Source organism: Allobosea sp., from assembly GCF_030694325.1.
Lineage (GTDB): Bacteria > Pseudomonadota > Alphaproteobacteria > Rhizobiales > Beijerinckiaceae > Allobosea.
This window is the reverse complement of record NZ_JAUXYO010000207.1, coordinates 1-25,715: the sequence shown is the minus strand read 5'-3', so window position 1 is coordinate 25,715 and position 25,715 is coordinate 1. Positions and strand designations below refer to the sequence as shown.

General features: G+C 67.4%; 28 protein-coding genes. 15 read left to right on the top strand and 13 right to left on the bottom strand.

All coding sequences use genetic code 11. The features are described 5' to 3' along the window. Position 1: 1 nt before the first annotated feature. Both Q8M82_RS13755 and Q8M82_RS13750 read left to right on the top strand, forming a co-directional pair. The gene (locus tag Q8M82_RS13755) at positions 2 to 571 is read left to right on the top strand and encodes a L,D-transpeptidase family protein (RefSeq protein WP_305691906.1); all 570 of its coding nucleotides are present in this window, start codon (positions 2 to 4) and stop codon (positions 569 to 571) included. Between the two features lie 113 nt (positions 572 to 684). Beyond that, positions 685 to 1,068 carry a glyoxalase superfamily protein gene (locus Q8M82_RS13750; protein WP_305691905.1) on the top strand — a complete coding sequence of 128 codons (384 nt, stop codon included), beginning with the start codon at positions 685 to 687 and terminating at the stop codon, positions 1,066 to 1,068. Here the strand turns inward: Q8M82_RS13750 and Q8M82_RS13745 are convergent. Next, positions 1,065 to 1,730 (bottom strand): YggS family pyridoxal phosphate-dependent enzyme, encoded by a 666-nt coding sequence (locus Q8M82_RS13745; RefSeq protein ID WP_305691904.1) that lies wholly within the window; start codon positions 1,728 to 1,730, stop codon positions 1,065 to 1,067. The two genes, Q8M82_RS13750 and Q8M82_RS13745, sit on opposite strands and share 4 nt — an antisense overlap. A gap of 95 nt (positions 1,731 to 1,825) precedes the next feature. On the opposite strand from Q8M82_RS13745, the gene leuS reads away from it, so the two are divergent. The 3 genes from leuS to holA are packed head-to-tail and all read left to right on the top strand — an operon-like array spanning position 1,826 to position 6,037. Further along, complete coding sequence (gene leuS, locus Q8M82_RS13740; RefSeq protein ID WP_305691903.1) at positions 1,826 to 4,450, top strand: leucine--tRNA ligase; 2,625 nt, start codon at positions 1,826 to 1,828, stop codon at positions 4,448 to 4,450. Next, on the top strand, positions 4,437 to 4,988 hold the full coding sequence (locus Q8M82_RS13735; RefSeq protein ID WP_305691902.1) for an LPS assembly lipoprotein LptE: 552 nt from the start codon (positions 4,437 to 4,439) through the stop codon (positions 4,986 to 4,988). Before leuS ends, Q8M82_RS13735 begins: the two co-directional genes overlap by 14 nt. A gap of 17 nt (positions 4,989 to 5,005) precedes the next feature. Beyond that, positions 5,006 to 6,037, top strand: a complete 1,032-nt coding sequence (gene holA, locus Q8M82_RS13730) for a DNA polymerase III subunit delta (RefSeq protein WP_305691901.1) — start codon at positions 5,006 to 5,008, stop codon at positions 6,035 to 6,037. A 4-nt stretch (positions 6,038 to 6,041) separates the two neighbouring features. On the opposite strand, the gene Q8M82_RS13725 is transcribed toward holA, so the two are convergent. The 8 genes from Q8M82_RS13725 to hemE all read right to left on the bottom strand — a co-directional run bounded on the left by Q8M82_RS13725 (position 6,042) and on the right by hemE (position 14,737). Further along, positions 6,042 to 6,920, bottom strand: a complete 879-nt coding sequence (locus Q8M82_RS13725) for a ParB/RepB/Spo0J family partition protein (protein ID WP_305691900.1) — start codon at positions 6,918 to 6,920, stop codon at positions 6,042 to 6,044. Between the two features lie 28 nt (positions 6,921 to 6,948). Then, on the bottom strand, positions 6,949 to 7,779 hold the full coding sequence (locus tag Q8M82_RS13720; protein WP_069053182.1) for a ParA family protein: 831 nt from the start codon (positions 7,777 to 7,779) through the stop codon (positions 6,949 to 6,951). Next, the gene (gene rsmG, locus Q8M82_RS13715; protein ID WP_305691899.1) at positions 7,776 to 8,423 is read right to left on the bottom strand and encodes a 16S rRNA (guanine(527)-N(7))-methyltransferase RsmG; all 648 of its coding nucleotides are present in this window, start codon (positions 8,421 to 8,423) and stop codon (positions 7,776 to 7,778) included. The genes Q8M82_RS13720 and rsmG overlap by 4 nt, the downstream gene beginning before the upstream one ends. A 22-nt stretch (positions 8,424 to 8,445) precedes the next feature. Beyond that, entirely contained in the window at positions 8,446 to 10,332 is a 1,887-nt protein-coding gene (gene mnmG, locus Q8M82_RS13710; RefSeq protein WP_305691898.1) for a tRNA uridine-5-carboxymethylaminomethyl(34) synthesis enzyme MnmG, read from the bottom strand. A gap of 61 nt (positions 10,333 to 10,393) precedes the next feature. Further along, positions 10,394 to 11,707, bottom strand: coding sequence for a tRNA uridine-5-carboxymethylaminomethyl(34) synthesis GTPase MnmE (gene mnmE / locus Q8M82_RS13705; protein ID WP_305691897.1), 1,314 nt, complete (start codon positions 11,705 to 11,707; stop codon positions 10,394 to 10,396). Positions 11,708 to 11,759: 52 nt separating this feature from the next. Beyond that, the gene (rho, locus tag Q8M82_RS13700; RefSeq protein WP_305691896.1) at positions 11,760 to 13,025 is read right to left on the bottom strand and encodes a transcription termination factor Rho; all 1,266 of its coding nucleotides are present in this window, start codon (positions 13,023 to 13,025) and stop codon (positions 11,760 to 11,762) included. 218 nt (positions 13,026 to 13,243) lie between these two features. Beyond that, on the bottom strand, positions 13,244 to 13,666 hold the full coding sequence (gene hemJ, locus Q8M82_RS13695) for a protoporphyrinogen oxidase HemJ (RefSeq protein ID WP_305691895.1): 423 nt from the start codon (positions 13,664 to 13,666) through the stop codon (positions 13,244 to 13,246). A 30-nt stretch (positions 13,667 to 13,696) separates the two neighbouring features. Then, positions 13,697 to 14,737 carry a uroporphyrinogen decarboxylase gene (gene hemE / locus Q8M82_RS13690; protein WP_305691894.1) on the bottom strand — a complete coding sequence of 347 codons (1,041 nt, stop codon included), beginning with the start codon at positions 14,735 to 14,737 and terminating at the stop codon, positions 13,697 to 13,699. 455 nt (positions 14,738 to 15,192) lie between these two features. On the opposite strand from hemE, the gene Q8M82_RS13685 reads away from it, so the two are divergent. From Q8M82_RS13685 to dnaQ, 5 genes are read left to right on the top strand one after another with little or no spacing between them, the layout of a single operon-like run. After that, a complete protein-coding gene (locus tag Q8M82_RS13685; protein ID WP_305691893.1) occupies positions 15,193 to 16,023 on the top strand; it encodes a pyruvate, water dikinase regulatory protein in 831 nt (276 codons plus the stop codon). After that, on the top strand, positions 16,020 to 16,646 hold the full coding sequence (locus Q8M82_RS13680; RefSeq protein ID WP_305691892.1) for a Maf family protein: 627 nt from the start codon (positions 16,020 to 16,022) through the stop codon (positions 16,644 to 16,646). Before Q8M82_RS13685 ends, Q8M82_RS13680 begins: the two co-directional genes overlap by 4 nt. A 12-nt stretch (positions 16,647 to 16,658) precedes the next feature. Further along, a complete protein-coding gene (locus Q8M82_RS13675) occupies positions 16,659 to 17,492 on the top strand; it encodes a shikimate dehydrogenase (protein ID WP_305691891.1) in 834 nt (277 codons plus the stop codon). A gap of 43 nt (positions 17,493 to 17,535) precedes the next feature. Then, positions 17,536 to 18,162 (top strand): dephospho-CoA kinase, encoded by a 627-nt coding sequence (gene coaE / locus Q8M82_RS13670; protein WP_305691890.1) that lies wholly within the window; start codon positions 17,536 to 17,538, stop codon positions 18,160 to 18,162. Further along, complete coding sequence (gene dnaQ / locus Q8M82_RS13665) at positions 18,155 to 18,862, top strand: DNA polymerase III subunit epsilon (protein ID WP_305691889.1); 708 nt, start codon at positions 18,155 to 18,157, stop codon at positions 18,860 to 18,862. Before coaE ends, dnaQ begins: the two co-directional genes overlap by 8 nt. A gap of 6 nt (positions 18,863 to 18,868) precedes the next feature. On the opposite strand, the gene Q8M82_RS13660 is transcribed toward dnaQ, so the two are convergent. Both Q8M82_RS13660 and secB read right to left on the bottom strand, forming a co-directional pair. Beyond that, entirely contained in the window at positions 18,869 to 19,612 is a 744-nt protein-coding gene (locus Q8M82_RS13660) for a TerC family protein (RefSeq protein WP_305691888.1), read from the bottom strand. Positions 19,613 to 19,784: 172 nt separating this feature from the next. Continuing rightward, positions 19,785 to 20,282, bottom strand: a complete 498-nt coding sequence (gene secB, locus Q8M82_RS13655; RefSeq protein ID WP_305691887.1) for a protein-export chaperone SecB — start codon at positions 20,280 to 20,282, stop codon at positions 19,785 to 19,787. A gap of 245 nt (positions 20,283 to 20,527) precedes the next feature. Between secB and Q8M82_RS13650 the strand changes: the two genes are divergently transcribed. The 5 genes from Q8M82_RS13650 to Q8M82_RS13630 all read left to right on the top strand — a co-directional run bounded on the left by Q8M82_RS13650 (position 20,528) and on the right by Q8M82_RS13630 (position 24,458). Continuing rightward, the gene (locus tag Q8M82_RS13650; RefSeq protein ID WP_305691886.1) at positions 20,528 to 21,253 is read left to right on the top strand and encodes a Tim44/TimA family putative adaptor protein; all 726 of its coding nucleotides are present in this window, start codon (positions 20,528 to 20,530) and stop codon (positions 21,251 to 21,253) included. After that, positions 21,250 to 22,428 (top strand): murein transglycosylase A, encoded by a 1,179-nt coding sequence (gene mltA / locus Q8M82_RS13645; protein WP_305691885.1) that lies wholly within the window; start codon positions 21,250 to 21,252, stop codon positions 22,426 to 22,428. The genes Q8M82_RS13650 and mltA overlap by 4 nt, the downstream gene beginning before the upstream one ends. Before the next feature lie 2 nt (positions 22,429 to 22,430). After that, a complete protein-coding gene (locus Q8M82_RS13640) occupies positions 22,431 to 22,994 on the top strand; it encodes a Smr/MutS family protein (RefSeq protein WP_305691884.1) in 564 nt (187 codons plus the stop codon). Then, the gene (locus tag Q8M82_RS13635) at positions 22,991 to 23,377 is read left to right on the top strand and encodes a helix-turn-helix domain-containing protein (protein ID WP_305691883.1); all 387 of its coding nucleotides are present in this window, start codon (positions 22,991 to 22,993) and stop codon (positions 23,375 to 23,377) included. The genes Q8M82_RS13640 and Q8M82_RS13635 overlap by 4 nt, the downstream gene beginning before the upstream one ends. 82 nt (positions 23,378 to 23,459) lie before the next feature. Next, complete coding sequence (locus tag Q8M82_RS13630) at positions 23,460 to 24,458, top strand: adenosine kinase (RefSeq protein WP_305691882.1); 999 nt, start codon at positions 23,460 to 23,462, stop codon at positions 24,456 to 24,458. Between the two features lie 161 nt (positions 24,459 to 24,619). Here Q8M82_RS13630 and Q8M82_RS13625 read toward each other — a convergent pair whose 3' ends face one another. After that, positions 24,620 to 25,255, bottom strand: coding sequence for a pyridoxamine 5'-phosphate oxidase family protein (locus Q8M82_RS13625; RefSeq protein WP_305691881.1), 636 nt, complete (start codon positions 25,253 to 25,255; stop codon positions 24,620 to 24,622). Between the two features lie 191 nt (positions 25,256 to 25,446). After that, positions 25,447 to 25,715, bottom strand: a 269-nt coding sequence (locus tag Q8M82_RS13620; protein WP_305691880.1) for a S1 RNA-binding domain-containing protein, incomplete at its 5' end; no start/stop codon positions are given.

The following is a 25,715-nucleotide window of genomic DNA, read 5'->3' as shown; positions in this document are numbered from 1 at the left end:
CGTGAGAAACCGTGATCGGGCCGGCTTTCGCCCCCTCCCTCAGCGCCCCCGTCTGCTCACCGCCCTGCGCGTCTTCGCCTCGGTCCGCGACCGCAGGAAGGGGTTTCTAGTCGCCGGTGGCGCGGTCTTTCCCTGCGCGCTCGGCCGCTCCGGGATCGGCACGCTGAAGCGCGAGGGCGACGGCCGGACGCCCCGCGCGAATCTACCGCTGCGCCGCGTGCTCTACCGCGCCGACCGCATTATCAGGCCCCACAGCCTGCTGCCGCTGCGCATCATCGCCCCGCGCGACGCCTGGTGCGACGACATGGCGGATCGCCGCTACAACCGCCTGATCGACCGCCCGCCGGGCGAGGCCGAGGAGCGGCTGACCCGCGAGGACCATCTCTACGACGTCATCGTCGAACTCGGCTGGAACGACGCCCCGGTCGTGCGGGGGCGCGGCAGCGCGATCTTCTGGCACCTCGCCCGCCCCGGCTTCACCCCGACGGCGGGCTGCGTCGCGGTCGAGCGTCATGTCTTCGCGAAGGTGCTGCCAAGGCTGGCGCAGCGCTGCATAATGCTGGTCAGATAGATCAAGCCGAATTATGGAGGCTGCGAGCACCGTCTCGACCCTCTCCGGGAACCCTCCGGCGGCCACGCGGGCACCGTCCCGCACCCGCTACGGTTTCCAAGCTCGAGACTATCATGACCAATTTCGCCCCTGACACCCTCCGTTTCGGCCGAATCGCCCCCACCATCGCCGTTGCCGACATGGCGCGTGCCTGTGATTTCTATGTCGGCGCGATGGGCTTCAGCAAAGCCTTTGAGAATGGCCAACCGGTCGGTTTCGTCATCCTGAAGCGCGATGCCGCTGAATTGCATCTGACGCTGCAGCGCGACCACAGGCCGGCGCCCTTTGCCGTGGCCCACATGCTGGTCGAGGACATCGACGCCCTGCATGCGATCATCCGGGAGCGCGGTCTGCGGATCGTCAAAGGCCTTCGCGCCAAGGATTACGGCCTTCGCGCCTTCGTCTTCGAGGATCCAGACGGCAACCGCATCGATGTCGGGGAACCGCTGAAGCGCTAGCCCCGCGCGCCGAAGATCGCGCTGCCGACGCGGACATGCGTCGCGCCGAGCTGAATCGCCGCCTCGTAATCGGCGCTCATGCCCATCGACAGGCCGCGCAGGCCGTGGCGCGCCGCGATCTTCGCCAGCAGCGCGAAATGCGGCGAGGGCGGATCCTCCGCGGGCGGGATGCACATCAGCCCCTCGATCACCAGACCGTGATGGACACGGCAGCTCTCGAGGAACGCATCGATCTCAGCCGGGCTGACGCCGCCCTTCTGCGGCTCGTCGCCGGTGTTGACCTGCACATAGAGCGTCGGCGCCCGGCCGCTGCGCGCGATCTCGCGGGACAACTCCTTGGCCAGGCTTTCGCGATCGAGCGAGTGGATCGCGTCGAAGAGCTCGACCGCCTCCCGCGCCTTGTTCGACTGCAGCGGCCCGATCATATGGACCTGCGCATCGGGGAAGCGCTCCTTCAGCGCCGGCCACTTCGCCTTCGCCTCCTGGACATAGTTCTCGCCGAAGACGCGCTGGCCGGCCTCGAGCACCGGGAGAATCGCCTCGGCCGGCATCGTCTTGGACACCGCGATCAGTTCAACCGAATCGGGATCGCGCTCGACATCGCGCGCCGCCCGCGCGATCGCCGCCCGGGTTTCCCTCCATCGCTTCACCGTATCGCTCATCGCGTGCCCTCGTATGCCCGGCGCGGCGTTGACCGCGCCGCCTCAATGGTGTCCTAGTCCCGGCACCTCCGATGATGCAAGAATAGCCCGCTGCCATGGCCGTCGAACGCTACAATCCCAAGGAATCCGAGCCGAAATGGCGCGCCGTCTGGCAGGAGCGCAGGCTCTTCGAGACGCGCAACGACGACCCGCGGCCGGGCTACTACGTGCTCGAGATGTTCCCCTACCCGTCGGGCCGAATCCATATGGGCCATGTCCGCAACTATGCGATGGGCGACGTGGTGGCGCGCTACAAGCGCGCCAAGGGCTTCGCCGTGCTGCACCCGATGGGGTGGGACGCCTTCGGCCTGCCGGCGGAGAACGCCGCCAAGCAGAAGAAGGTGCATCCGCGCGAATGGACCTATGCCAACATCGCGGCGATGCGCACGCAGCTTCAGTCCATGGGCCTCTCGCTCGACTGGAGCCGCGAGCTCGCGACCTGCGACCCGTCCTATTATCGCCACCAGCAGAAGATGTTCCTGGACTTCCTGAAAGCCGGGCTCGTCGACCGCAAGACCGCCAAGGTCAATTGGGACCCGGTCGACGAGACCGTGCTCGCCAATGAGCAGGTCATCGACGGCAAGGGCTGGCGCTCGGGCGCGCCGGTCGAGATCCGCGAGCTGACGCAGTGGTTCTTCAGGATCACCGCCTTCGGCCAGGAGCTGCATGACGCGCTGGAGGGTCTGACCCGCTGGCCCGACAAGGTACGGCTGATGCAGAAGAACTGGATCGGCCGGTCGGAAGGGCTGCTGGTTCGTTTCGCGCTCGAATCGAAAGCCGTCGAGGCCGACGAAATCGAGGTCTACACGACCCGGCCCGACACGCTCTTCGGCGCGAAATTTCTCGGCATCGCCCCGGACCATCCCATCGCCAGGATGGTCGCCGCCAAGAGCCCTGCCCTGCAGGCCTTCATCGAGGAGTGCAAGCGCACCGGCACGGCCCAGGAGAACATCGACAAGGCCGAGAAGCTCGGCTTCGATACCGGCCTGCGGGTCGCGCACCCCTTCGATCCGTCCTGGACGCTGCCGGTCTATGTCGCGAACTTCATCCTGATGGAGTACGGCACGGGCGCCATCTTCGGCTGCCCGGCGCATGACCAGCGCGACCTCGACTTCGTCAACAAGTACGGCCTCGGCAACACCCCGGTGGTCGCGCCGGAAGGCGTCGATCCGGCTAACTTCATCATCACCGACACGGCCTATGTCGACGACGGCCGGATGATCAATTCGCGCTTCCTCGATGGCCTGACGATCGCGCAGGCGAAGGAGGAGGTCGCCAGGCGTCTGGAGAGCGAGACCCGCGGCAACCGTCCCGTGGCCGCCCGAAAGGTCAATTTCCGCCTGCGTGACTGGGGCATCTCGCGCCAGCGCTACTGGGGCTGCCCGATCCCTGTCATTCATTGTTCCGCTTGCGGAACGGTGCCGGTTCCCGATGCCGACCTGCCGGTGCAGCTGCCCGACGACGTCTCCTTCGACCGGCCGGGCAACCCGCTCGACCATCACCCGAGCTGGAAACACGTCGCCTGCCCGCAATGCGGCGCGGCCGCCCGGCGCGAAACCGACACGATGGACACCTTCGTCGATTCGTCCTGGTACTTCGCCCGCTTCACGGACCCGTGGCGGACGGAGAGTCCGACCGACCGCGCCGTCGTCGACCGCTTCCTGCCGGTCGACCAGTATATCGGCGGCGTCGAGCACGCGATCCTGCACCTGCTCTATTCGCGCTTCTTCACCCGCGCGATGAAGGCCACCGGCCATGCCGGGCTCGACGAGCCCTTCGACGGCATGTTCACGCAGGGCATGGTGGTCCACGAGACCTATCGCGACGCGGACGGCAACTGGGTCGAGCCGGGCGATGTGCGCATCGAGACCGAGGGCAGCGAGCGCCGCGGCTTCCATGTCGACACCGGCGCGCCGATTGAAATCGGTGCCATCGAGAAGATGTCGAAGTCCAAGAAGAATGTCGTCGATCCCGACGACATCATCGCCTCCTACGGAGCCGACACAGCGCGCTGGTTCATGCTGTCGGATTCGCCCCCCGATCGCGACGTGATCTGGACCGACGAGGGCGTGCAGGGCGCTGCGCGCTTCGTGCAGCGCCTGTGGCGGCTCCTGAACGAAATTGGCGAGCGGACCGGAAACGCCGCAACGACCCCGGCCGCGGTCGGGGAAGCGGCCCAGACGCTGCGGAAGGCCACCCACAGGGCGCTGGACGCCGTCGGCAACGATATCGAGCGGCTCGCCTTCAACCGCTGCATCGCCCATGTCTACACGCTGACCAACGCGATCGGGAAGGCGCTGGACGCGGCCGCCGAGGCCGCGGCCCTGCCGGCCGACATGGCGTTCGCGCTGCACGAGGCCGGCGTCGTGGTAACGCAGCTCGTCGCGCCGATGATGCCGCATCTGGCGGAGGAATGCTGGCGGGTGCTGGGCCAGCCCGGGCTCGTTGGCGAGGCGGCCTGGCCGGCCGCGAATGCCTCCCTGCTCAAGGACGACAGCATCGTCCTGCCCGTGCAGGTCAACGGCAAGAAGCGCGCCGAGGTGACCGTGCCGGCCGATGCGGATATCATCGCCGTTGAGGCGCTGGTGCGCGCATCCGATGTCGTGACGAAGGCGCTTGACGGCCGTGCGATCCGCAAGATCATCGTGGTGCCCGGGAGAATCGTGAATGTCGTCCTCTGAAACCGGCCAGCGCCACGCCTTGCTCGGACGCCGGCTCATGCTCGCGATGGCCCTCTCGGCCGCCGCCGCCGCCGGGGGCTGCTTCCAGCCGCTCTACGCCGAGAACACGCGCTCCATCACCGGCGGCAGCGTCAAGGGGACCTTCAAGGAGATCGAGGTCCCCGAGATCAAGGGATTGATCGGCCATTACCTCCGCAACGAACTCGTCTTCGAACTCGACGGCGGCAACGAGCCCGACCGCGCCAAGCGACTGACCTTCCAGAGCCAGATTTCCGAGGCGATCGAGGTCGTGACCGTGGACTACGCCAATGGCCGGGCCGATTCGGCCATCCTCGTTGCGACAGCGAACTGGACGCTGACCGACACCGTCTCCGGGAAGGTCGTCTCCAAGGGCAGCAACGTTGTCCGGGCTCCCTATGAACGCTCCTCGCAGCGTTTCGCCACGGTCCGGGCCGCGCGCGACGCCCAGATCCGGGCGGCGAAGAACCTCGCCACGCTGATTCGCGGGCAGATCGCCGCCGACCTCGTCGCCGGCTGAACGGATCAGGACGCCTGATGGCCTCGATCAAGGCGCATGAGGCGGACCGCGCGCTCACCCGGCTGGACCCGGCCTATCGCCTGGTGCTGATCTACGGCCCTGACGCAGGCCTCGTCTCGGAGCGCGCGAAGGCCCTCGCCCGGGCCCATGTCGATGATCCCGACGACGCCTTCCAGCTCATCCGGATGAGCGGCGACGAGATTGCCGGCGACCCGCTCAAGCTCGTCGATGAAGCCAACACCATCGGGATGTTCGGCGGCCGGCGGGCGATCCGCGTCTCGCCCACCGCCAAGATGCTGCTCGCCGCCGTCGAGCCGCTGCTGGCAACCCCCTCGCAGGACGCCATCGTCATCATCGAGGCCGGCGATCTCCAGCGCAGCAATCCTCTGCGGACCGCCTGCGAACGCGCACGGACAGCACTTGCCGTGCCCTGCTATGGCGATGCCGCCCGCGATCTCGGCACGATCATCGACGAGATGGTGCGCACCGCCGGAAAGACGATCGACCGCACCAGCCGCGACCTGCTTGCCGGCCTGCTAGGCGGCGACCGCCAGACCTCGCGCCGGGAAATCGAGAAGCTGTTGCTCTATGTCGGCGACGATCCCGCGATCACCCCGGCCCATATCGAGGCCGTCGTCGGCGACACGGCCCAGCGCGAGCAGGCGATGCTGGTCGATGCCGTCTTCGCCGGGAAACTGCCGGTGATCGACCTAGCCCAGGCCAAGCTCGCCAGCGAGGGGCTGGACGCCGGCGTCATGCTCGGCGCCGTGCTGCGGCACGCCCTCGCTCTGCTGAAGGCCCGCCAGGGGGTCGATGCCGGCCGCAGCGCCCGCGACATGGTCGCGGCGATGCGCCTGCCCTATCCGCGCATTGCCACTACGGAGGCGGCGCTGTCGGCCTGGAGCACGGCGAAGCTGATGGAGGCGGTGACCCTGCTCGGCAATGCCACGCTCGCCGCCCGCCGCGACGGCGATCTCGGCCGGGCCGGCGCGACGCGGGCGCTGTGGGCACTGGCGCGCCTTGGCCGGGTGGCCGGCCGCGGGGAGTAGCCGCTCAGTCCTTCAGGCGGCGGCAGAGCGCGTCGAGCTGCTCGAGCGTCTTGTAGCTGATCCTGACCTCGCCGCTGCCATTGGCACGGTGGCTGATCGAGATGGAGAGGCCGAGCGCCTCCTCCAGCGCCTTTTCGACCGCGCGTGTGTCCGGGTCCTTCTCGACCCTGGGCTTGGTCGCGATACTCTTGGTTTCGCCGCGCGATTCCTCCTGAACGATGCGCTCGATGTCGCGCACGCTCAGACCCTCGTCGACGATCTTGCGCGCCATCAGTTCCGGGTCCGAAACAGACAGCAGCGCACGGGCGTGGCCTGCCGAGACCGCGCCGTCGCTGACCATCTGCCGGACGGAGGGCGGCAGCTTCGACAGACGCAACGTGTTGGCGACATGGCTGCGGCTCTTGCCGATCACCCGCGCCAGATCGTTCTGGGTGTAGTTGAATTCGGCGATCAGCTGCTCATAGCCGGCCGCTTCCTCGATCGCGTTGAGGTCGGTGCGCTGCACGTTCTCGACGATGGCGATTTCGAGCGCCTCGCGATCATCGGCCTCGACGAGAATGACCGGCACGTCGTGCAGGCCGGCCCGCTGCGCCGCCCGCCAGCGGCGCTCGCCGGCAATGATCTCATAGGCATCGAGCATACCGACGATGGCCCGCACGATGATCGGTTGCAGGATGCCGCGCTCACGCACGGACGCCGTCAGCTCCTCGAGATCCTCCTCCGCGAAACTCCGACGCGGATTGCGCGCGCTCGGCCGCAGAAACTCGACCGGAACGCGACGCTGGCCGCGAGCCCGCTCCAGCGCGCCGATCTCCTCGCCGACATCGCCGATCAGCGCTGCCAGACCCCGGCCCAGGCGCGAGCGCCCCTGTTCTTCGGCCATCGCCATCATTCAACCTCTGGTCAATGCTTCAGGCCGCCGCGCGCAGCGCGCGCTCGCGGCGGATGACTTCGGATGCCAGCTTCAGATAGGCCTGCGAGCCTGAGCAGCGCAGATCATAGAGCAACGCCGGTTTCCCATAGGATGGCGCCTCCGAGACCCGCACATTGCGCGGGATCACCGTCTCGTAGACCTTGTCGCCGAGGAATTCGCGCACATCGGCCATGACCTGGCCGGAAAGGTTGTTGCGCGGGTCATACATCGTCAGCACGACGCCTTGGATGATCAGGCGTGGATTGAGCCCCGCCCGAACCTGCTCGACCGTCTTCAGGAGCTGGCTCAGGCCTTCGAGTGCGAAGAACTCGCATTGCAGAGGCACCAGGACGGCATCCGACGCCGTCATCGCATTGATCGTGATCAGGCTCAGCGAGGGCGGGCAGTCGATTAGCACATAGGTCAGGTCCGAACAGCGCTGATCGTAGACGAGCTCGTCGATCGCGTTCTTCAGCCGGTGCGCCCGATCCTTGGATGAGGCGATCTCCAGCTCCACCCCGAGCAGATCCAGCGTCGACGGCGCCAGGAACAGTCCGGGAACGGCGGTTTCCTGCATAGCCTGGCCGAGCCCAACATCGCCGCAGAGCACGTCATAGGTCGAGGATTTGCGGCTGCGCCGGTCCACCCCCAGCCCGGTCGAGGCGTTGCCCTGCGGATCGAGATCGACGATCAGGACCTTTTCGCCGATTGCGGCCAGCGCCGTGCCCAGATTGATGGCCGTCGTGGTCTTGCCGACGCCGCCCTTCTGATTCGCGAGCGCCAGCACGCGCGGCCGGCGCGGCATCGGGATTGGCGTCAGATCGGTCATGGATCGGCCCGTTTCTCGGCTGCGCGGACCATCAGGATCCGGGCGGCCCCATCCGTCACGGAGGAAACCGTTGTGGCCTGAATCTTCCAATATCTGGACGACTCCGTCAATTCCGCATCTAGATGTTGTCCCTTCGGAAAGAGACCGAGGGCGCCTGTTCTCAACAGGTCTTTGCACCAGTCGAGCAGCTGCGGCAGCGGCGCCAGCGCCCGCGCCGTCACCACGTCGACACGCCCGGTGAAGTCGCCGATGACGTCCTCGATCCGGTCCGGATGCACGGTCACCGGGGCACCGGTCAGGCGCGCGGCGTGGCGCAGAAAGGCGCATTTGCGGCTGTTGCTTTCGACCAGATGAATACGCCCACCCTCGACCTCGGCGAGGCAGATGCCGATCACCAGTCCCGGGAAGCCGCCACCGGAGCCGAGGTCGAGCCAGGACCGGGCGTCGGGCGCGAGCCGGAACAGCTGGAGTGAATCGGCGATATGCCGCATCCAGACATCGGCGAGCGTCGTGCTCGACACGAGATTCTTGGCAGCCTGCCAGCGGCCGAGCTCCGCCACCAGCAATGTCAGGCGCTCCTCTGTTTCACGTGAAACAGGCGTCAAGCGCAAAGCGCGGGCGCGGTCCGAATTATCAACAGCCATGGCCTGGTTATCAACAGTTCCGTCAAGAGACCGTGACGGGAGCGGCCCGCTTCCGGCGGGCATGCGCTGCCAAAAGCGTCAACGCAGCCGGAGTCATACCCTCGATCCGGCCGGCTTGCGCGATGTCCGCCGGCCGTTCGGCGGTCAGCTTGGCCTTCAGTTCGTTCGAAAGCCCGGAAATTCCATCGAGATCGAGATCATCGGGCACCTTCAGCGACTGGTCCCGCTGATAGGCAGCAATCTCCCCGGCCTGGCGGTCGAGATAGACCGAATAGACCGCATCGGCCGTAACGCGCGCCACCACGCCGGGCGCGAATTGCCCCAGCTCCGGCCAGACGGCAGCAAGGCGCTCGAAGTCGATGTCGGGATAGGAGAGGATCTGGTAGGCGCTGCGGCGGATGCCGTCACGATTGACGGCGAGCCCCACAGCCTCGGCCTGTCCCGGCGTGAGCGTCAGCGCCTGCAGCCGCGATCTCAACGCCTCGATTGCCTGGCTCTGTTTGGTGAAGGCGCCAAACCGCTCCGAACCGACCACGCCCAGGTCCTGGCCCAGCGCCGTCAGCCGCTCATCGGCATTGTCCACGCGCAGCGAAAGCCGAAACTCCGCCCGCGAGGTGAACATTCGATACGGCTCCGTAACGCCACGCGAGACGAGGTCGTCGACCATGACGCCGAGATAGGAACTGGTGCGGGGCAGCACGACAGGCTCGGCACCACCCGCCATCCGCGCCGCGTTCAGGCCGGCCAGCAGACCCTGCGCTGCCGCTTCTTCATAGCCGGTAGTCCCGTTGATCTGGCCGGCCAGGAACAGCCCGCCGAGCGCGCGCGTCTCCAACGTGTTGCGCAACGCGCGCGGATCGACGAAATCATACTCGATCGCGTAACCTGGGCGCAGCATCGTGGTTCGCTCGAGGCCTGGGATCGTCGCCAGCAAGCCACGCTGGACGTCTTCGGGCAGCGAAGTCGAAATCCCGTTCGGATAGACCGTATCGTCGTCCAGCCCCTCCGGCTCGAGGAAGATCTGGTGTCCGTCCCGGTCGCCGAAGCGGCCGACCTTGTCTTCGATCGACGGGCAATAGCGTGGTCCGCGCCCCTCGATCTGTCCGGAGAACATCGGCGCCCGGTGCAGGTTGGCGCGGATTAGCTCATGCGTCGCGAGCGTCGTGCGCGTGATGCCGCAAGCGATCTGGGGATTCGTGATCGCCTTCGTCAGCGCCGAGAACGGCTCGGGCGGGTCGTCCCCGGCCTGCATCTCAAGCGCCGCCCAGTTGATGGTCCGGCCATCGAGGCGAGGGGGCGTGCCGGTCTTCAGCCGCCCCAGTGGAAAGTCATGGCGGGCGAGAGTGGCTGACAGCCCGACGGATGCTGCCTCGTCGACCCGACCGGCCGGAATTCGCGTCTCGCCGATATGGATCAGGCCCCGGAGGAAGGTGCCGGTGGTCAGCACGACCGTTCCGCAGCCGAATCGACGACCATCCGCGAGGATGACGCCGACGGCCCGGCTGTGCTCGACCTCGAGGTCGAAGACGTCACCGGCGACGACCGAGAGGTTGGCCTGCGTGGTCAGGAGGCCCTGCACCGCCGCGCGATAGAGCTTGCGATCGGCCTGGGCGCGCGGGCCACGGACGGCGGGACCCTTGCGGCGGTTGAGCATGCGGAACTGGATGCCGCCGCGGTCCGCTGCCTTGGCCATGAGGCCATCCAGCGCATCGATCTCGCGTACGAGATGCCCCTTGCCCAAGCCGCCGATCGCGGGGTTGCAGGACATGACCCCGATCGTGTCGAGGTGATGCGTGATCAAGGCCGTGCGCGCGCCATAGCGGGCGGCCGCCGCGGCTGCCTCGACGCCGGCATGGCCACCGCCCACGACGATGACGTCGTATCGGCTTTCGATGGGGTTCTGCGACATGGGATGTCGCTATCGGAGCCCTGGCGGAGGGTCAATCTCTATCGGAGATCCCGCTGCCAACCTATTTGCCGATGCAGAAGCCCGCGAAGAGCTGATCCAGGACATCCTCGATGTCGACGCGCCCCAGCAGGCGCTCCAGCGCACGCACGGCGAGGCGCAGATCCTCGGCCAGCAGTTCGACCTGGTCATGGAGCCCGGAGACGGCCCGCTCCAGCGCACGGATCGCCTGGGTCACCGCGACGCGGTGCCGCTCGCGCGTCAGCAGGGCCGGTTCGCCCGCGCCTTGGCCGGCAAGGCGCTCGATGATCAGGCTCAGGAGCTCCGCGAGCCCCTCGCCTGTCCGCGCCGATACCGGCACTTCGCCGGGATGCGCCGCACCGGCGAGATCGATCTTGGTCGCTAGAGCGATGACGCCGTCGGCGCCGTGAAGCCGGTCCGGTTCCGAATCGATCGCCCGAAGGCTCAGAACAAGATCCGCCCTCTCCGCCAGGGCTCGTGCCCGGCGGACGCCCTCCGTCTCGATCGGATCGGTGCTGTCGCGCAATCCCGCCGTATCGATCAGCGTAACCGGCAGCCCGGCGAGATCGAGGCGGACCTCGATCGCGTCGCGCGTCGTTCCGGCGATCGGGGAGACGATGGCGATGTCGCGGCGCGCCAGGGCGTTGAGCAGGCTCGACTTGCCGGCATTGGGCGGCCCCGCCAGCACGACGACGAAGCCCTCCCGGATGCGTTCACCGCGCGCGAACGCGCCCAACGCCTCGCGAAGCTGTACCAAGACGTCGCCGACCGTCGCCAGCGCCCGCTCGGTGAGCGGACCCGTCACGTCGGCCTCGTCGGAAAAGTCGATCTCGGCCTCGAGCAGCGCCATCGCTTCGATCAGCGATCGCCGCCAGTTCGTGGCAGCGATGCCCAGCGCGCCGTCCATCTGCCGCAGCGCCTGCCGGCGCTGCCATTCCGTTTCCGAATCGATCAGATCGACCAAACCCTCGACCTCGCTCAGGTCGAGCTTACCGGCCTCGAAGGCACGGCGGGTGAACTCGCCCGGCTCGGCCAATCGGATTCCGGGGATGTCGCACAGAACCTGCAGCAGCCGCGCCAGCACGGCCCGCGCGCCATGGATGTGCAGCTCGGCGATGTCTTCACCGGTGAAGCTCGCGGGGGCGGGGAAGTACAGGACGAGCGCCTGATCGATGGCCTCGCCGGCGGGGTCTCGCAGCGTGCGAAGGGACGCTCGGCGTGGCGACGGCAGGGTCCCGGCAATCGTCTCGATCGCGAATCGGACGCGTGAGCCCGAGAGCCGAACCACGGCGACGCCAGCCCGGCCGGCCGCCGACGATAGCGCGGCGATCGTCGGCAGATCATCGAAGGCGCTCATGCCGGACCCGTCTTCAAACCGGTACGGAAGCGAATCGATCCGCGCCTGTGGATCAGGTGTTCATGGAGTCGAAGAAGTCGGCGTTCTGCTTGGTCTGGCGCAGCTTGTCCATCAGGAACTCGATCGCGTCCTGCGGACCCATCGGGTTGAGGATGCGGCGCAGCACATAGGTCTTGGCCAGCACATCCTTCGGCGTGATGAGCTCTTCCTTGCGGGTGCCCGACTTGAGGATGTCGATCGCCGGGAAGATGCGCTTGTCGGAGACCTTGCGGTCGAGCACGATTTCCGAGTTACCGGTGCCCTTGAACTCCTCGAAGATGACCTCGTCCATGCGGCTGCCGGTATCGATCAACGCGGTGGCAACGATGGTCAGCGAGCCGCCTTCCTCGATGTTGCGGGCCGCGCCGAAGAAGCGCTTGGGGCGCTGCAGGGCGTTGGCGTCGACACCGCCGGTCAGGACCTTGCCGGAGGAGGGGACGACCGTATTGTAGGCGCGGCCGAGGCGGGTGATCGAGTCCAGCAGGATCACGACGTCGCGGCCATGCTCGACCAGCCGCTTGGCCTTCTCGATCACCATTTCGGCGACCTGAACGTGGCGGGTCGCCGGCTCGTCGAAGGTCGAGGATACGACCTCGCCCTTCACCGAGCGCTGCATGTCGGTGACCTCTTCCGGCCGCTCGTCGATCAGCAGCACGATGAGATAGCATTCCGGGTGGTTGGTCGTGATCGACTGCGCGATGTTCTGCAGCAGCACGGTCTTGCCGGTGCGCGGCGGGGCCACGATCAAGGCGCGCTGGCCCTTGCCGATCGGGGCGACGATGTCGATGACGCGGGCCGAGAAATCCTTCTTGGCGGGCTCCGCGACCTCGAGCTTCAGTCGCTCGTCGGGATAGAGCGGGGTCAGGTTGTCGAAATTGATCTTGTGCTTGATCCGCTCGGGATCCTCGAAATTGATCGTATTGACCTTGAGCAGGGCGAAGTAGCGTTCGCCGTCCTTCGGGCTGCGGATCGGGCCTTCGACGGTGTCGCCGGTGCGCAGCCCGAATTTCCGGATCTGTGTCGGCGAGACATAGATGTCGTCGGGACCGGGCAGATAGTTCGAATCGGGCGACCGGAGGAAGCCGAATCCGTCCGGCAGAACCTCGACCACGCCCTCGCCGAGAATCTCGGTCTCCCTGGCGGCGAGCTGCTTGAGGATCGCGAACATCAGCTCCTGCTTGCGCATCGTGCTGGCGTTCTCGACCTCGAGCCCCTCCGAGAAGGCGAGGAGTTCGGTCGGCGATTTGACCTTGAGGTCTTGGAGCTTGATTTCCCGCATGGGGCACCCGGATCGAAAATGTCTCGGCTCAGGCGGCCGGGACCAGGACGGTAATGGGATGATCGACAGGCCCGGACGGACGGCGCTGGGGTTGAGCGCCACGAGCGGCTGCCAGGGCAGTCGGCTCACGAACCATCGACAACAGGGAGAACGCTGGAGAAGCGTACCGTCTGATAACCGGAAACGCTGTCCGGCTCAAGCGGCAAACCGCATTCGCATCAGAACGGTTTGACGATGACGAGAATGACGATGCCGACCATCAGGACGGCCGGCACCTCGTTGATGATGCGGTAAAAGCGGCCCGACTTCGTGTTGCAGTCGTTGGCGAAGTCCCGGACCCGCCCGACGAGATAGCCATGGACGCCCGAGAGCAGCACGACGAGGAGGATCTTGCCGTGCAGCCAGCCGCCTTTGAAGCCGAACGCGTCCCAGGCGAGATAAAGGCCGAGCACCCACGTCACGATCATCGCGGGGTTCATGATCCCCTTGAGCAGCCGCCGCTCCATGACCTTGAAGGTCTCGGACTGGACCGAGCCCGGCGCGGCATCGACATGGTAGACCATCAGCCGCGGCAGATAGAGCATCCCGGCCATCCAGGAGATCACCGCCAGGACGTGGAAGGCCTTCAGCCATTCATACATCGCACACCTGCTCCATCGGCCCGCGGACGGTCAGCCCCGCACCGCCGCCAGCAGCCGCTCGACATGCGCGATCGGAGTGTCCGGCAGGATGCCGTGCCCGAGATTGAAGACGAAGGGCCCTTTGCCGAAGGCTTCCATCACGGCCGCGATCTCGCGTTCCAGCTCCGGCCCACCGGCGCGCAGCACCAGCGGGTCGAGATTGCCCTGTACCGGCACGAGCGACTGGATCTCGTCGCGCGCAAACTCGCGATCGATCTCGGATTCGAGCCCGACGGCATCGACGCCCGTCCCGCGGACGTATGATGGAATCAGTCGCCCCGCCCCACGCGGGAAGCCGATGATTCTCGCCTTGGGTTGCCGCGATCGCACGCCATCGACGATCCGCCGCGTCGGCTCGATGCACCAGCGCTGGAAATCAGCCTCACCCAGCGAACCCGCCCAGCTGTCGAAGATCTGCACGGCATCGACCCCGGCCTCGATCTGCGCACAGAGATAATCGATCGAGGTCTCGACGATCCGGTCGATCATCAGGCGAAACAGCGCTTCGTCACGGGTGAAGAGTTCCTTCGCCGGCCCCTGGTCGGGCGTACCACGGCCCGCGACCATATAGGTCGCCACCGTCCAGGGCGCGCCACAGAACCCGATGAAGGCCGTCTCCTTCGGCAGCGACGCACGAACGCGACGCACCGTCTCGATGACCGGATCGAGAACGGAAAGCCCTGCATCCCTGTCGATCTCGGCGAGCCTCTCGCGGTCGGCCACCGGCTCGAGGCGGGGACCTTCGCCCTCGACGAACCAGAGCTTCTGGCCCAGCGCTTGCGGCACGACGAGGATGTCGGAGAACAGGATCGCGGCATCGAAACCGAACCGCCGGATCGGCTGGAGCGTGACCTCCGCGGCCCATTCCGGATTGTAGCAAAGGCCGAGGAAGCTGCCGGCCTTGGCGCGCAGTTCCCGGTACTCGGGCAGATACCGCCCTGCCTGGCGCATCATCCAGATGGGTGGCGTCGGCAGGGTCTCGCCGGAAAGAGCCCGCAGGAAGGCAGGCTCGGCATGCGTCGTGAGGCTCATCGGCGATCCATCCCCCATCTCTCTTAAATAGATTCCTAGAGAGAGAATCTTCTTTTTTGACTCTTGGATGGGGGCAGATAGCCCGACGCAATCCGATCCACAACCTGTCCACAGGCAGGCAGCGTGAGGCAGGCGATGCGTCCTGTCCACCGGTCCTTCGTTAACGGTTTGTTAACCCGTACGAATCGGCAGCGCCGGCCGATGCGGCAAAATGATTCACGTGAAACACTCCCCCCTCTCCCCACAGCCCCTGGCCTGTTAACGGATCGTTAGGGTTATACAGACCTTAACGATACGCCCTCGACAGCGCTCTCTTGTCCACAGCGCTCCCCAGCCCACACATCATCCTCCGCCTCGGCGCCGCCCGCGCATCCCAGCGACGTTCGCCGGCCGATTTGCTTTGACGGCCCGCCGGGCTAGAGGTGGCTGACCGCGTCTTGGCCCCGGGGAGCCCCGTGCACCGCAATTACTTCCACCTCCATCTGGTGTCGGACGCGACCGGCGAAACCCTCATCGCCGTCAGCCGCGCCGCCGCGGCGCAATACGAAACCGTGTCCGCGATCGAGCACGTTTACCCGCTGGTGCGCTCCGAAGCGCAGCTCGCCCGAGTCCTGGCGGAGATCGAGACCTCGCCCGGCGTCGTGCTTTACACCCTGGTCGAACCGGAATGGTCGCAGCGGCTGGAGAACTTCTGCCGCGAACTGGGTTGCCCCTGCCTGTCGGTGCTCAACCCGGTGCTGGCGCTCTTCCAGTCCTATCTCGGCCAGGCCTCGGCGCCGAAGCCGGGCGCACAGCATGTTCTCAATGCCGAGTATTTCCGCCGCATCGACGCGATGAACTACACGCTGCTGCATGATGACGGCCAACTCGGTGGCGATCTCGAATCTGCCGACATCATCCTCGTCGGCATCAGCCGAACCTCGAAGACGCCGACCTCGATCTATCTCGCCAATCGCGGCATCAAGACCGCCAATATCCCGCTGGTGCCGAACGTGCCGCTGCCGGCGGAACTCGAACATGTCCGCAAGCCACTGATCGTCGGCCTCGTCGCCAGCCCTGATCGGATCGTCCAGATCCGTCAGAACCGGCTGCTCTCGCTGCGCGCCGACGACGAGACGCCCTATGTCGACCCGGCCTCGGTCGCCGACGAGGTCGCGCAGTCGCGCCGGCTCTGCGCCCGCAAGGGCTGGCCGGTGATCGACGTGACCCGGCGTTCGATCGAGGAGACGGCGGCCTCGATCCTCGACCTGCTGCGCGACCACCGCATGAAGTTCATCGCGACATGATCGCGGGCTCGGGCCTCTGGCTCTCGCCTCGACCGTTGGTGCTGGCCTCCGGCAGCATCACACGGCGCGACATGTTGTCGGCGGCCGGCATTCCCGTGGAGACGGTAAAGCCGTCGGTCGACGAGCGGGCGGTCGAAGCGCCCTTGCTGGCCGCTGGCGAAGCGCCGGCGCGGATCGCTCGGGCTCTCGCCGTCGCCAAGGCCTCGGCCGTCTCGGCGCTGCAGCCGGACAGGCTGGTGCTCGGAGCCGACCAGACGCTGGCCTGCGCGGGCGAGGCCTTTCACAAGCCGGCAGACCGTGCGGCCGCGGCGCGGCAGATCGCCGCCCTGGCCGGGCACGAACATGACTTGCACAGCGCCTTCGCGCTGGTGCGGGGCGGAGAGGTTCTGGCCGAAGGTCACCAGACCGCCCGGCTCACCATGCGCCCGCTGACGCCGGCCTTCATCGAATCCTATCTCGACACGGTCGGTGCGGCGGTTCTTTCGAGCGTCGGCGGCTACCAGATCGAGGGCCTGGGCGCGCAGCTCTTCGAGCGCATCGAGGGCGACCATTTCACCATTCTCGGCCTGCCACTCCTGCCCGTCCTGGCAGCCCTGCGCGATCTCTCCGTCCTTGCCCGCTGACCATCGAGAGCCATGACACCGCGTTGTTTCGTCCTCGGCCATCCCGTCGCCCATTCGCGCTCGCCGCTCATCCATGGCAGCTGGCTCGCCGAACATGGCCTCGCCGGCAGCTATGAGCGCATCGATGTGGCGCCGGCCGATCTGGCGACCTTCGTCGCAAGGCTGCGTGCGGGCGAATTTACCGGCGGCAATGTCACCGTCCCCCACAAGGAGGCGATGCTCGGGCTGGTGGACCACGTCACGGACGCCGCGCGCGCCATCGGCGCGGTCAATACCGTCTGGCGCGAGGGCGAGCGGATCTGCGGCGACAACACCGACGTCTCGGGCTTCCTCGCCCATCTCGACGCCACAGCTCCAGGCTGGGACCGGCGCGTCGGGACGGCGCTGATTCTGGGTGCGGGAGGCGCCGCCCGCGGCATCGCCTTCGGGCTCAAGGGTCGCGGCATCGGCCGGATCATCCTCGTCAACCGCGGCCGTGCGCGGGCCGATGAACTGGCGGCCGCACTCGGCGGCAGCGTCGAAGCGGCCGACTGGGCACGGCGCGACGCGCTCGTCGGCGAAGCCGATCTCGTGATCAACACCACGGCGCTCGGCATGCACGGCCAGCCGCCGCTGGAGATCGACCTCGCGCGCCTGCGCCCGGGTACGATCGTCGACGACATCGTCTATGTCCCGCTGAAGACGCCGCTGCTGATCGAGGCGCAGCGCCGCGGCGGCATCCCCGTCGATGGGCTCGGCATGCTCCTGCACCAGGCGGTGCCGGGTTTCGCGCGCTGGTTCGGCGTCACGCCGACCGTCACGCCGGCGCTGCGGGCAAGGCTCGAAGCCGATATCCTCGGCCACTGATTCGCAGGGCGAGCCTTCGTCGGGCTCCGGGACGCGGCATGCCATGACCTTCATCCTCGGCCTGACCGGCTCGATCGGCATGGGCAAGTCGACCACTGCCGCCTTGTTCCAGGCGCGCGGCATTCCGGTCCACGATGCCGATGCCAGCGTCCATGCGCTCTATCGCAGCCGGGCCGTCCCCCTGATCGCGGCGGCTTTTCCCGACGCCGTCCGTGACGGCGCCGTCGATCGGCCGCGCCTCTCAGCCGCCGTGCTGGGCCAGCCGGAGGCGCTGGCGCGGCTGGAGGCGATCATCCACCCGCTGGTACGCGAGGAGGAGGAGGCCTTCCTGCGCCGTTGCCGGGAGAGAGGGCAGGGCCTCGCGGTGCTCGACGTGCCGCTGCTCCTGGAGACGGGCGGAGAGGGGCGCTGCGACGCGATCCTCGTCGTCAGCGCCCCGGCCGAGGTGCAGCGCGCGCGCGTGCTGGCCCGGCCGGGGATGACCGCCGAGCGGCTCGATGCGATCCTGGCCCGGCAGATACCGGATGCGCGGAAGCGCACGCGGGCCCATTTCATTGTGGACACGTCGCGCGGCGTTGTGGCGGCGGGCCGGCAGGTCGGGTCTATCCTGGCTGCGCTGGCCGGGCGCCCGGGCCGGGGCGGGCGAGGGTGGACCGACGACCATGCGTGAAATCGTTCTCGATACCGAGACCACCGGCGTCGAGGCGCTAGGTGGCGACCGCGTCGTCGAGATCGGCTGCGTCGAGCTCGTCAACCACTGCCCGACCGGGCGCAGCTTCCACAAATACATCAATCCCGAGCGGCCGATGTCCGAGGGCGCCTTCAAGGTCCACGGCCTGTCGGACGCTTTCCTCGCGCCGCAGCCGGTCTTCGCGGCCATCGCCGACGAGTTCGCCGGGTTCATCGATGGCGCCCGTCTGGTGATCCACAACGCCGCCTTCGATGTCGGTTTCCTGAACATGGAGTTCAAGCGCATCGGCCGGCCGCCGATCGAGTCATCGCTGGTCGTCGACACGCTCTCCATGGCCCGCCGCAAGCATCCGGGCGCCTCCAACAGCCTCGATGCGCTGTGCACGCGCTACGGGATCGACAACAGCCGCCGCACCCGCCACGGCGCGCTGCTCGACGCCGAGATCCTGGCCGAGGTCTATATCGAGCTGATCGGCGGCAAGCAGGCGTCGCTGGGGCTGGGGGCCGGGGCGGCCGGCGGCAGCGGCCATGTGCCGATCCGGATCGAGCGGCCGCAGCGCCAGCGCCCGCTGCAGCCGCGGCTGGACGAGGCGGCGATCGCCGCTCACGAGACCTTCATCCGCTCGCTCGGCAAGAACCAGCTCTGGCGCGGCTATCTCGGCATCGCCGAGGAGGCCTGAACCTCATCATTCGCCTTTGCGGCGCAAAGCCCGGCGTGACGCCATATTGAGCGCCTCGACCGTCGCCGAGAACGCCATCGCCGCATAGATGTAGCCCTTGGGCACATGCGCGCCGAAGCCTTCTGCGATCAGCATCCCGCCGATCATCAGCAGGAAGCCCAGCGCCAGCATGACGATGGTCGGGTTCCGCTCGATGAACAGCGCCAGCGGGTCGGCCGCCAGCAGCATGACCAGCACGGCGACGATGACGGCGATGACCATGACCGGGATATGGTCGGTCATGCCGACCGCGGTGATGATCGAATCGATCGAGAAGACCAGGTCGAGCAGCAGGATCTGGAAGATCACGCCGCCGAAGGTGACCGCTGCGGCCCGGCCGCCGTCGAACACGTCCGGCCCGTGATTGGGATCGACCTTGTGGTGGATTTCGACGGTCGCCTTCCAGACCAGAAACAGCCCGCCGCCGATCAGGATCAGGTCGCGCCAGGAGAAGGCCTTGCCGAAGACCGAGAAGATCGGCGCGGTCAGCTGCACGATGATCGCGACCGTGCCGAGCAGGGCGAGCCGCAGGAACAGCGCCAGACCGATACCGATCTTGCGCCCGCGCGAGCGCTGCTCCTGCGGTAGCTTGTTGGTCAGGATCGAGATGAAGATCAGGTTGTCGATGCCGAGGACGACCTCCATGGCGATCAGGGCGCCGAGCGCTGCCCAGACGGCGGGATCAGCGGCGAGTGTCAGGAGATAGTCCATCGGTTCTCCGGCAATGGCACGCCCGGCGGGCGGCGCTCGGCCATCCGTCGGGATTAAAGGGGTCGGTGGCGAGCAATGGCGACCCCTGCAAGGCAACCTGTCGGGAATGCGCGTGGGGCGCAACGAAAAAGGGCCCCGCAGGGCCCTTGGTCGTCACGGCGTTGCTCGCGGCTCAGGCGAGCGGGGCACCCTGCTGCGACTGAAACTCCTGCAGCCGCTGCTGATACAGCGCCGCGAAGTCGATCGACGGCACATAGAAGGGCGGGAAGCCGCCGCCCTGCACCGCTTCCGCGATGATCTGGCGGGCGAAGGGGAACAGCAGGCGGGCGCAGTCGATCACGAGCACGGGATGGATGTGCTCCTGCGGAATGTTCAAAAGTCGGAACACGCCGCCATAGCTGAGATCGAAGGCGAACAGCATCTCGCCATTGAGTTCGGCCTTGCCCTCGAGCTGGAGCACGGTCTCGTAGTCGTTCTCGCCCAGCGCGCTGCTGGAGACGTTGACCTGCAGCGACATCTGCGGGCCTTCCTGGGCCTGCTGCTGGCCGAGCGCGCGCGGCGCCTTCGGGTTCTCGAAGGAGAAATCCTTGGTGTACTGGATCAGGGCGCTCATGCTCGGCGCTGCGTCTGCGGCACCGTTGCCGTTGCCGTTGGGAAATTCGTTGGCCATCGGTCCCATCGCTTCTGGCTGGCTGTCTCGGGAAGTCCGCACCCGTCCGGAGGCCTTGGACTGCGCTCTGCACTCACGCAACGGCGCGGGCGTCGGCTATCATGGTCCAAAGCGCCGCACAAGAACTCGCCTTCACAAGCAGGGGGGTGGATGTTACGAGCCTAGGTCACCATATGACGCGTGACGGCGCTCCCGCGTGGAGATGCTGGTCCTGCAATACGACTGGAGCCTCGGGTCAGCTTTCGATGCAAAATTCCTTCGACATGACGACTCTGGTCTTCCTGGCTCTGGCCGTTTTCGTCGCCTGGAAGCTGCGCTCGGTCCTGGGCCAGAAGACCGGCAGCGAGCAGCCGCCGACCGACCCGTTTTCCCGTCGCGAGACGCCGATCCGGCCCGATCAGGCCGCGCCTGCCGATGCGCGTCGCGACAATGTCATCCGTCTGCCCGGCGCCGCCAATGATCCGGCCGCGACCGCGCCGGTGGCCGAGCGCTTCAAGGACATCGCGCCGGAAGGCTCGCCGATTCTCGCCGGCATCGAGGCCATCATCAAGCAGGAGCCGGGCTTCGATCCGCGCGAGTTCCTCGGTGGTGCCAAGGCCGCCTATGAGACGATCGTCACCGCGTTCGCCCGCGGCGACCGCAAGATGCTGAAGGGCCTGCTCGCCAAGGAGGTCTATGAGGGCTTCGAGCAGGCCATCACCGAGCGCGAGAAGCGCGGCGAAAAGGCGGAGTCCAGCTTTGTCTCGATCGACAAGGCCGACATCGTCGCGGTCGACGTCAAGGGCAAGACGGCCCAGGTCACCATCGCGTTCGTCTCGCAACTGATCAGCGTGACGCGAGACGCCCAGGGCAATGTGGTCGACGGCAGCGCCGAGGCGGTCTCCGAGGTCAACGATATCTGGACCTTCTCGCGCCAGCTCGGCAGCCGCGATCCCAACTGGCTCCTGGTTGCGACCGAATCCGCCGCGTGATCCGTGGCGCCGGTCTCGCACTGGCGCTGCTCGCGGCCTGCGCGACATCCCTGACCGCGATGGCGATGACGCCTCCCCCTCTGCCTCACGGGGCTCGCGCCGAGCCTCTGACACCCGCCCAGGTGCAAGGCTGGGCCAGTGACGATCACCGCATCGTTCTTTCGCTTTTCGCCGCCGGCTGCCAGGCCGAGCCGCCTCTGCGCGCCGCCGTTCCTGTTCCGCCCGCTCTCCTGGCCGCCTGCGCCGACGCACAACGCCTGCAGGCCTCCGCCCCGGTGAGCGCCGTGGCGGCCAGACAGTTCTTCGAAACGAAATTCGGCTTTTGGCGGATTCGCTCGGCCCCGGAAGCGACCGGCTTCATGACCGGCTATTTCGAGCCCGAATTCGAGGGCGCGCTCAGCCGTTGCGCCGATTTTCCGACTCCCCTCTACGGTCGCCCCCCGGAGCTGGTCACCCGCATGCCGGGAGATGACTGGCCCGGCCTCGATGCCGCTCTGTCGGCCGCCCGCCGGACGAAAGGCGGGCTCGAGCCCTTCCCGGACCGCACGGCGATCGAGACCGGTGCGCTGGACGGGCGTGGCCTGGAGATCCTCTGGATGCGCGATCCCGTCGATCGCTTCGTCTTGCAGGTCCAGGGCTCGGGCCGCATCCGCCTGCCCGACGGACGCGTGACGCGGCTGGTCTATGCCGGCCGCAACGGCCATGCCTACACCTCGCTCGGCCGCGTCCTGAGCCAGCGCGAGGCCATCCCGCCCGCGCAGATGACCATGGACGTCCTCGTGGCGCGGCTGAAGGCCGATACCGACTTCGCACGGGACCTGATCCGGCTCAACCGCTCCTTCGTCTTCTTCGCCCGCCGCGACGACCTTCCGTCCGAGAGCGGGCCGATCGGTGGGGCGGGCCTGCCGCTGACGCCGCTGCGCAGCATCGCCATCGACCGCGGCATCTGGCCCTATGGCCTGCCGGTCTGGATCGATGCGACCGTGCCGGGCGAGGCGGGTGGCGAGGAGCGGCTGACGCGCCTGATGCTGGCACAGGACACCGGGTCAGCCATTCTGGGCCCGGCCCGGCTCGATCTCTTCGTCGGCTCGGGCGCTGCGGCCGGCCACCGTGCCGGGCTGATCCGCCATCCGGTCGATTTCATCGTCCTCTGGCCGCGCGACGTCCGGCCTTAGCGATGCGGTCGCGGCGGGGGCGGACATTGTCGGAGGCCGATCTCGCGCTCTGGCGCCAGGTCGCGCGTTCGGTGACGCCGCTGCCAGGCCGGGCGCCGGTCGAGCCGGAACCTCCTCCGTCAGCGCCGCAGGCCAGCCCCGAGGAGCCGCAGCCCGCGGCGGGTGCCGCCCTGGGGCGTCCATCCCCGGGAAAGCCCGCCCCACCGCCACTGGCGCCGCTGGAGAACCGGCTGCGGACGCAGCTCCGGCGTGGTCAGCAGGGCGTCGAGGCGGTCATCGATCTCCATGGCATGCGGCAGGACGAGGCGCATCTGGCGCTAAGGGCCTTCCTGCGCCGCGAACAGGGACGGGGCACGCGGCTCGCATTGGTGGTGACCGGAAAGGGCGCGGCCGGCACGACGCTCTTCGGCGAGGAGCGCGGCGTGCTGCGCCGTGTCGTGCCGCACTGGCTGCGATTGCCTGATCTGCGCCCGCTCGTCGTTGGTTTCGAGGAAGCGCAGCAGCGACATGGCGGCTCGGGCGCGCTCTATGTCCGGCTGCGCCGCGCCCGCGAGGCCGGGCCGTGACCCCGTTCGGACAGCGCGTGCGCGCGCTGCGGGAGCAGCGCGGGATGACCCTGGCGGAAATGGCCGGCGTGCTCGGCGTCACTCCCGCCTATCTCTCGGCGCTCGAGCACGGCAAGCGCGGCCGTCCGACCTTCACCTTGATCCAGGGCGTCATCCATGTGCTCGGGGTGATCTGGGACGAGGCGGACGAGCTGGTTCGGCTCGCCGATCTGTCGCATCCGCGGGTCGTCATCGACACCGCCGGCCTCGAGCCGGAGGCGACCCTGGTGGCGAACCGGCTCGCCCGCGACATCGGCGAACTCGACGGCGACGACCTCGCGCGCCTCTCGACGGTGCTGGACGACGCCCTGCTTCGGCGCAGCCGCTCCCGGGGCACGGCTTGACCCGCATCGTCATGGATGCGACAGGCCGCGCCACACGCGCTTTCCCTTCCGACATCCCTTTCCGAACAGCAACGGGCTTCTCATGACCAGCACGCGCACCGACGTTCTCGCCCTCGGCAACGCCATCGTCGACGTCATCGCGGCGGCGGAAGAGGATTTTCTGGCGAAGCACGGCCTGACCAAGGGCGCGATGGCGCTGATCGACGAGGCCCGTGCCGAATCCCTGTACGCAGCCATGGGTCCCGGCAAGGTCATCTCGGGCGGCTCGGCCGCCAACACCATCGCCGGCCTCGCCTCCTTCGGCGGCAAGGGGGCCTTCATCGGCAAGGTCAAGGCCGACGAGCTCGGCAAGCTCTATCGGCATGATCTGACCTCGCTCGGCGTCGCCTTCGACACGCCCGCCGCGACGGAAGGGCCCGCCACCGCCCGCTCCTTCATCATCGTGACCCCGGATGGCGAGCGCACGATGAACACCTATCTCGGCGCCTGCCAGGGCCTTGGCGTCGCCGATGTCGACGCCAAGGCGGTCGAGAATGCCGACATCATCTATCTCGAGGGCTATCTCTGGGATCCGCCGGCCGCCAAGGACGCCTTCCGCAAGGCCTCCGAGATTGCCCACAAGGCGGGCGGCAAGGTCGCGATCACCCTGTCGGATTCCTTCTGCGTCGACCGCTACCGCGACGAGTTCGTCGGGCTGATCCGCAACCGCATGGTCGACATCGTCTTTGCCAACGAGCACGAGCTGAAGAGCCTCTACCAGGCTTCGGCCTTCGAGGACGCGCTGGCGGCGCTGCGCCAGGAGAACATCCTCGCCGTCGTCACCCGCTCGGAGAAGGGCGCGCTGGCGGTCACCCCCGATGGCGTGATCGAGGAGCCGGTATTCCCGATCGAGCGCCTGGTCGATGCCACCGGCGCGGGCGATCTCTTCGCAGCCGGCTTCCTGTTCGGCCTGACCTCGGGCCGCGAGGTGCGCGACTCGCTGCGGCTCGGCGCGCTCGCCGCAGCCGAGATCATCAGCCATGTCGGCGCCCGGCCGGACGTGAACCTGAAGGTGCTCGCGGGGAACGAAGGGCTGCTGTGAGCTTTCCTTCTCCCCTTGGGGGAGAAGGTGTCTGCGCAGCAGACGGATGAGGGAAGGGTCGCGCGAGCGGCCCTTTCTTGTTTTCGGGAGAGGGTCTGCCCTCATCCGTCACGGCTTCGCCGTGCCACCTTCTCCCCCGAGGGGAGAAGGAAGACGCCCCCTCAATACAGCGTCGCCCTGACCCGCTCCGGCAGCGCCCTGTCGTAAGCCTCGCCGTCGAAGGTCTCCACCGCCGCGTTGCGCGCCGTGATGTCGCGCAGGATCGTGCCGGCGCTCGGCACGGTGCTGCGGTCGACATGCCGCTCCGCGTTCCACAGCTCGGCCCGCACGATCGCGCGCGAGCACTGGAAGTAGACGCTCTCCACCGCGACCACGATGACGCAGGCCGGGAGCTTTCCGGCCATCTCGAAGCGCCCGCGCAACTCAGGGTCGTCGGAAAGCGACGCGACTCCGTTGACGCGCAGCGTCTCCCCATAACCGGGGATCAGGAAGAGCATTCCGATTCTCGGATCGAACAGGATATTCTTCAACGAATCCAGACGGTTATTGCCTTTTCGATCCGGAATCAGCAGCGTTTTCGCGTCCCGGACCGTGACGAAGCCCGGCTGATCCCCGCGCGGTGAACAATCCAGCCCCTCCGGACCGTTCGTCGCGAGCACGAAAAACGGCGAGGCGGCGATCAGCGCGGCATAGTTTCCGTCGACATGGTCGATCTCCTTGTGGACCGACGCTGGCGCGACCGGGTTGGGATAGAGCGCTGCGAGCTGCTCTGGCGAGGTCACGGTGTGGGCAGGCATGGGGCCTCCAGGCAGCACAAGATAAGTCTAGACTATCGAGATTTGCTGCAGACCGCGAGCCACCTGCTGACAATCACGTCGATTTGTCATCGGAGCCTACGGGCAGCGCCCTGATGGCCAGCCCAAACGAAAGAAGCCCCGCATCTCGCGATGCGGGGCTTCTGTTTACGTGAGTCGCGTGAGGCGGCGACTTACTCGGCCGACTGCTTCTCGCGGCTCTTCTCGGCGTCGCGCTGGGCCTTGAGCTTCTCGGTCAGGTCCTCGCCGGTCTCCTGGTCGACGACCTTCATCGAGAGGCGGATCTTGCCGCGGTCGTCCTGGCCGAGGAACTTGACCTTGACCTTGTCGCCTTCCTTGACGACGTCCGAGACCTTCTGGACCCGGGCGGCGGCGAGTTCGGAGATGTGGACGAGACCGTCCTTGGCGCCGAAGAAGTTCACGAAGGCGCCGAACTCCATGA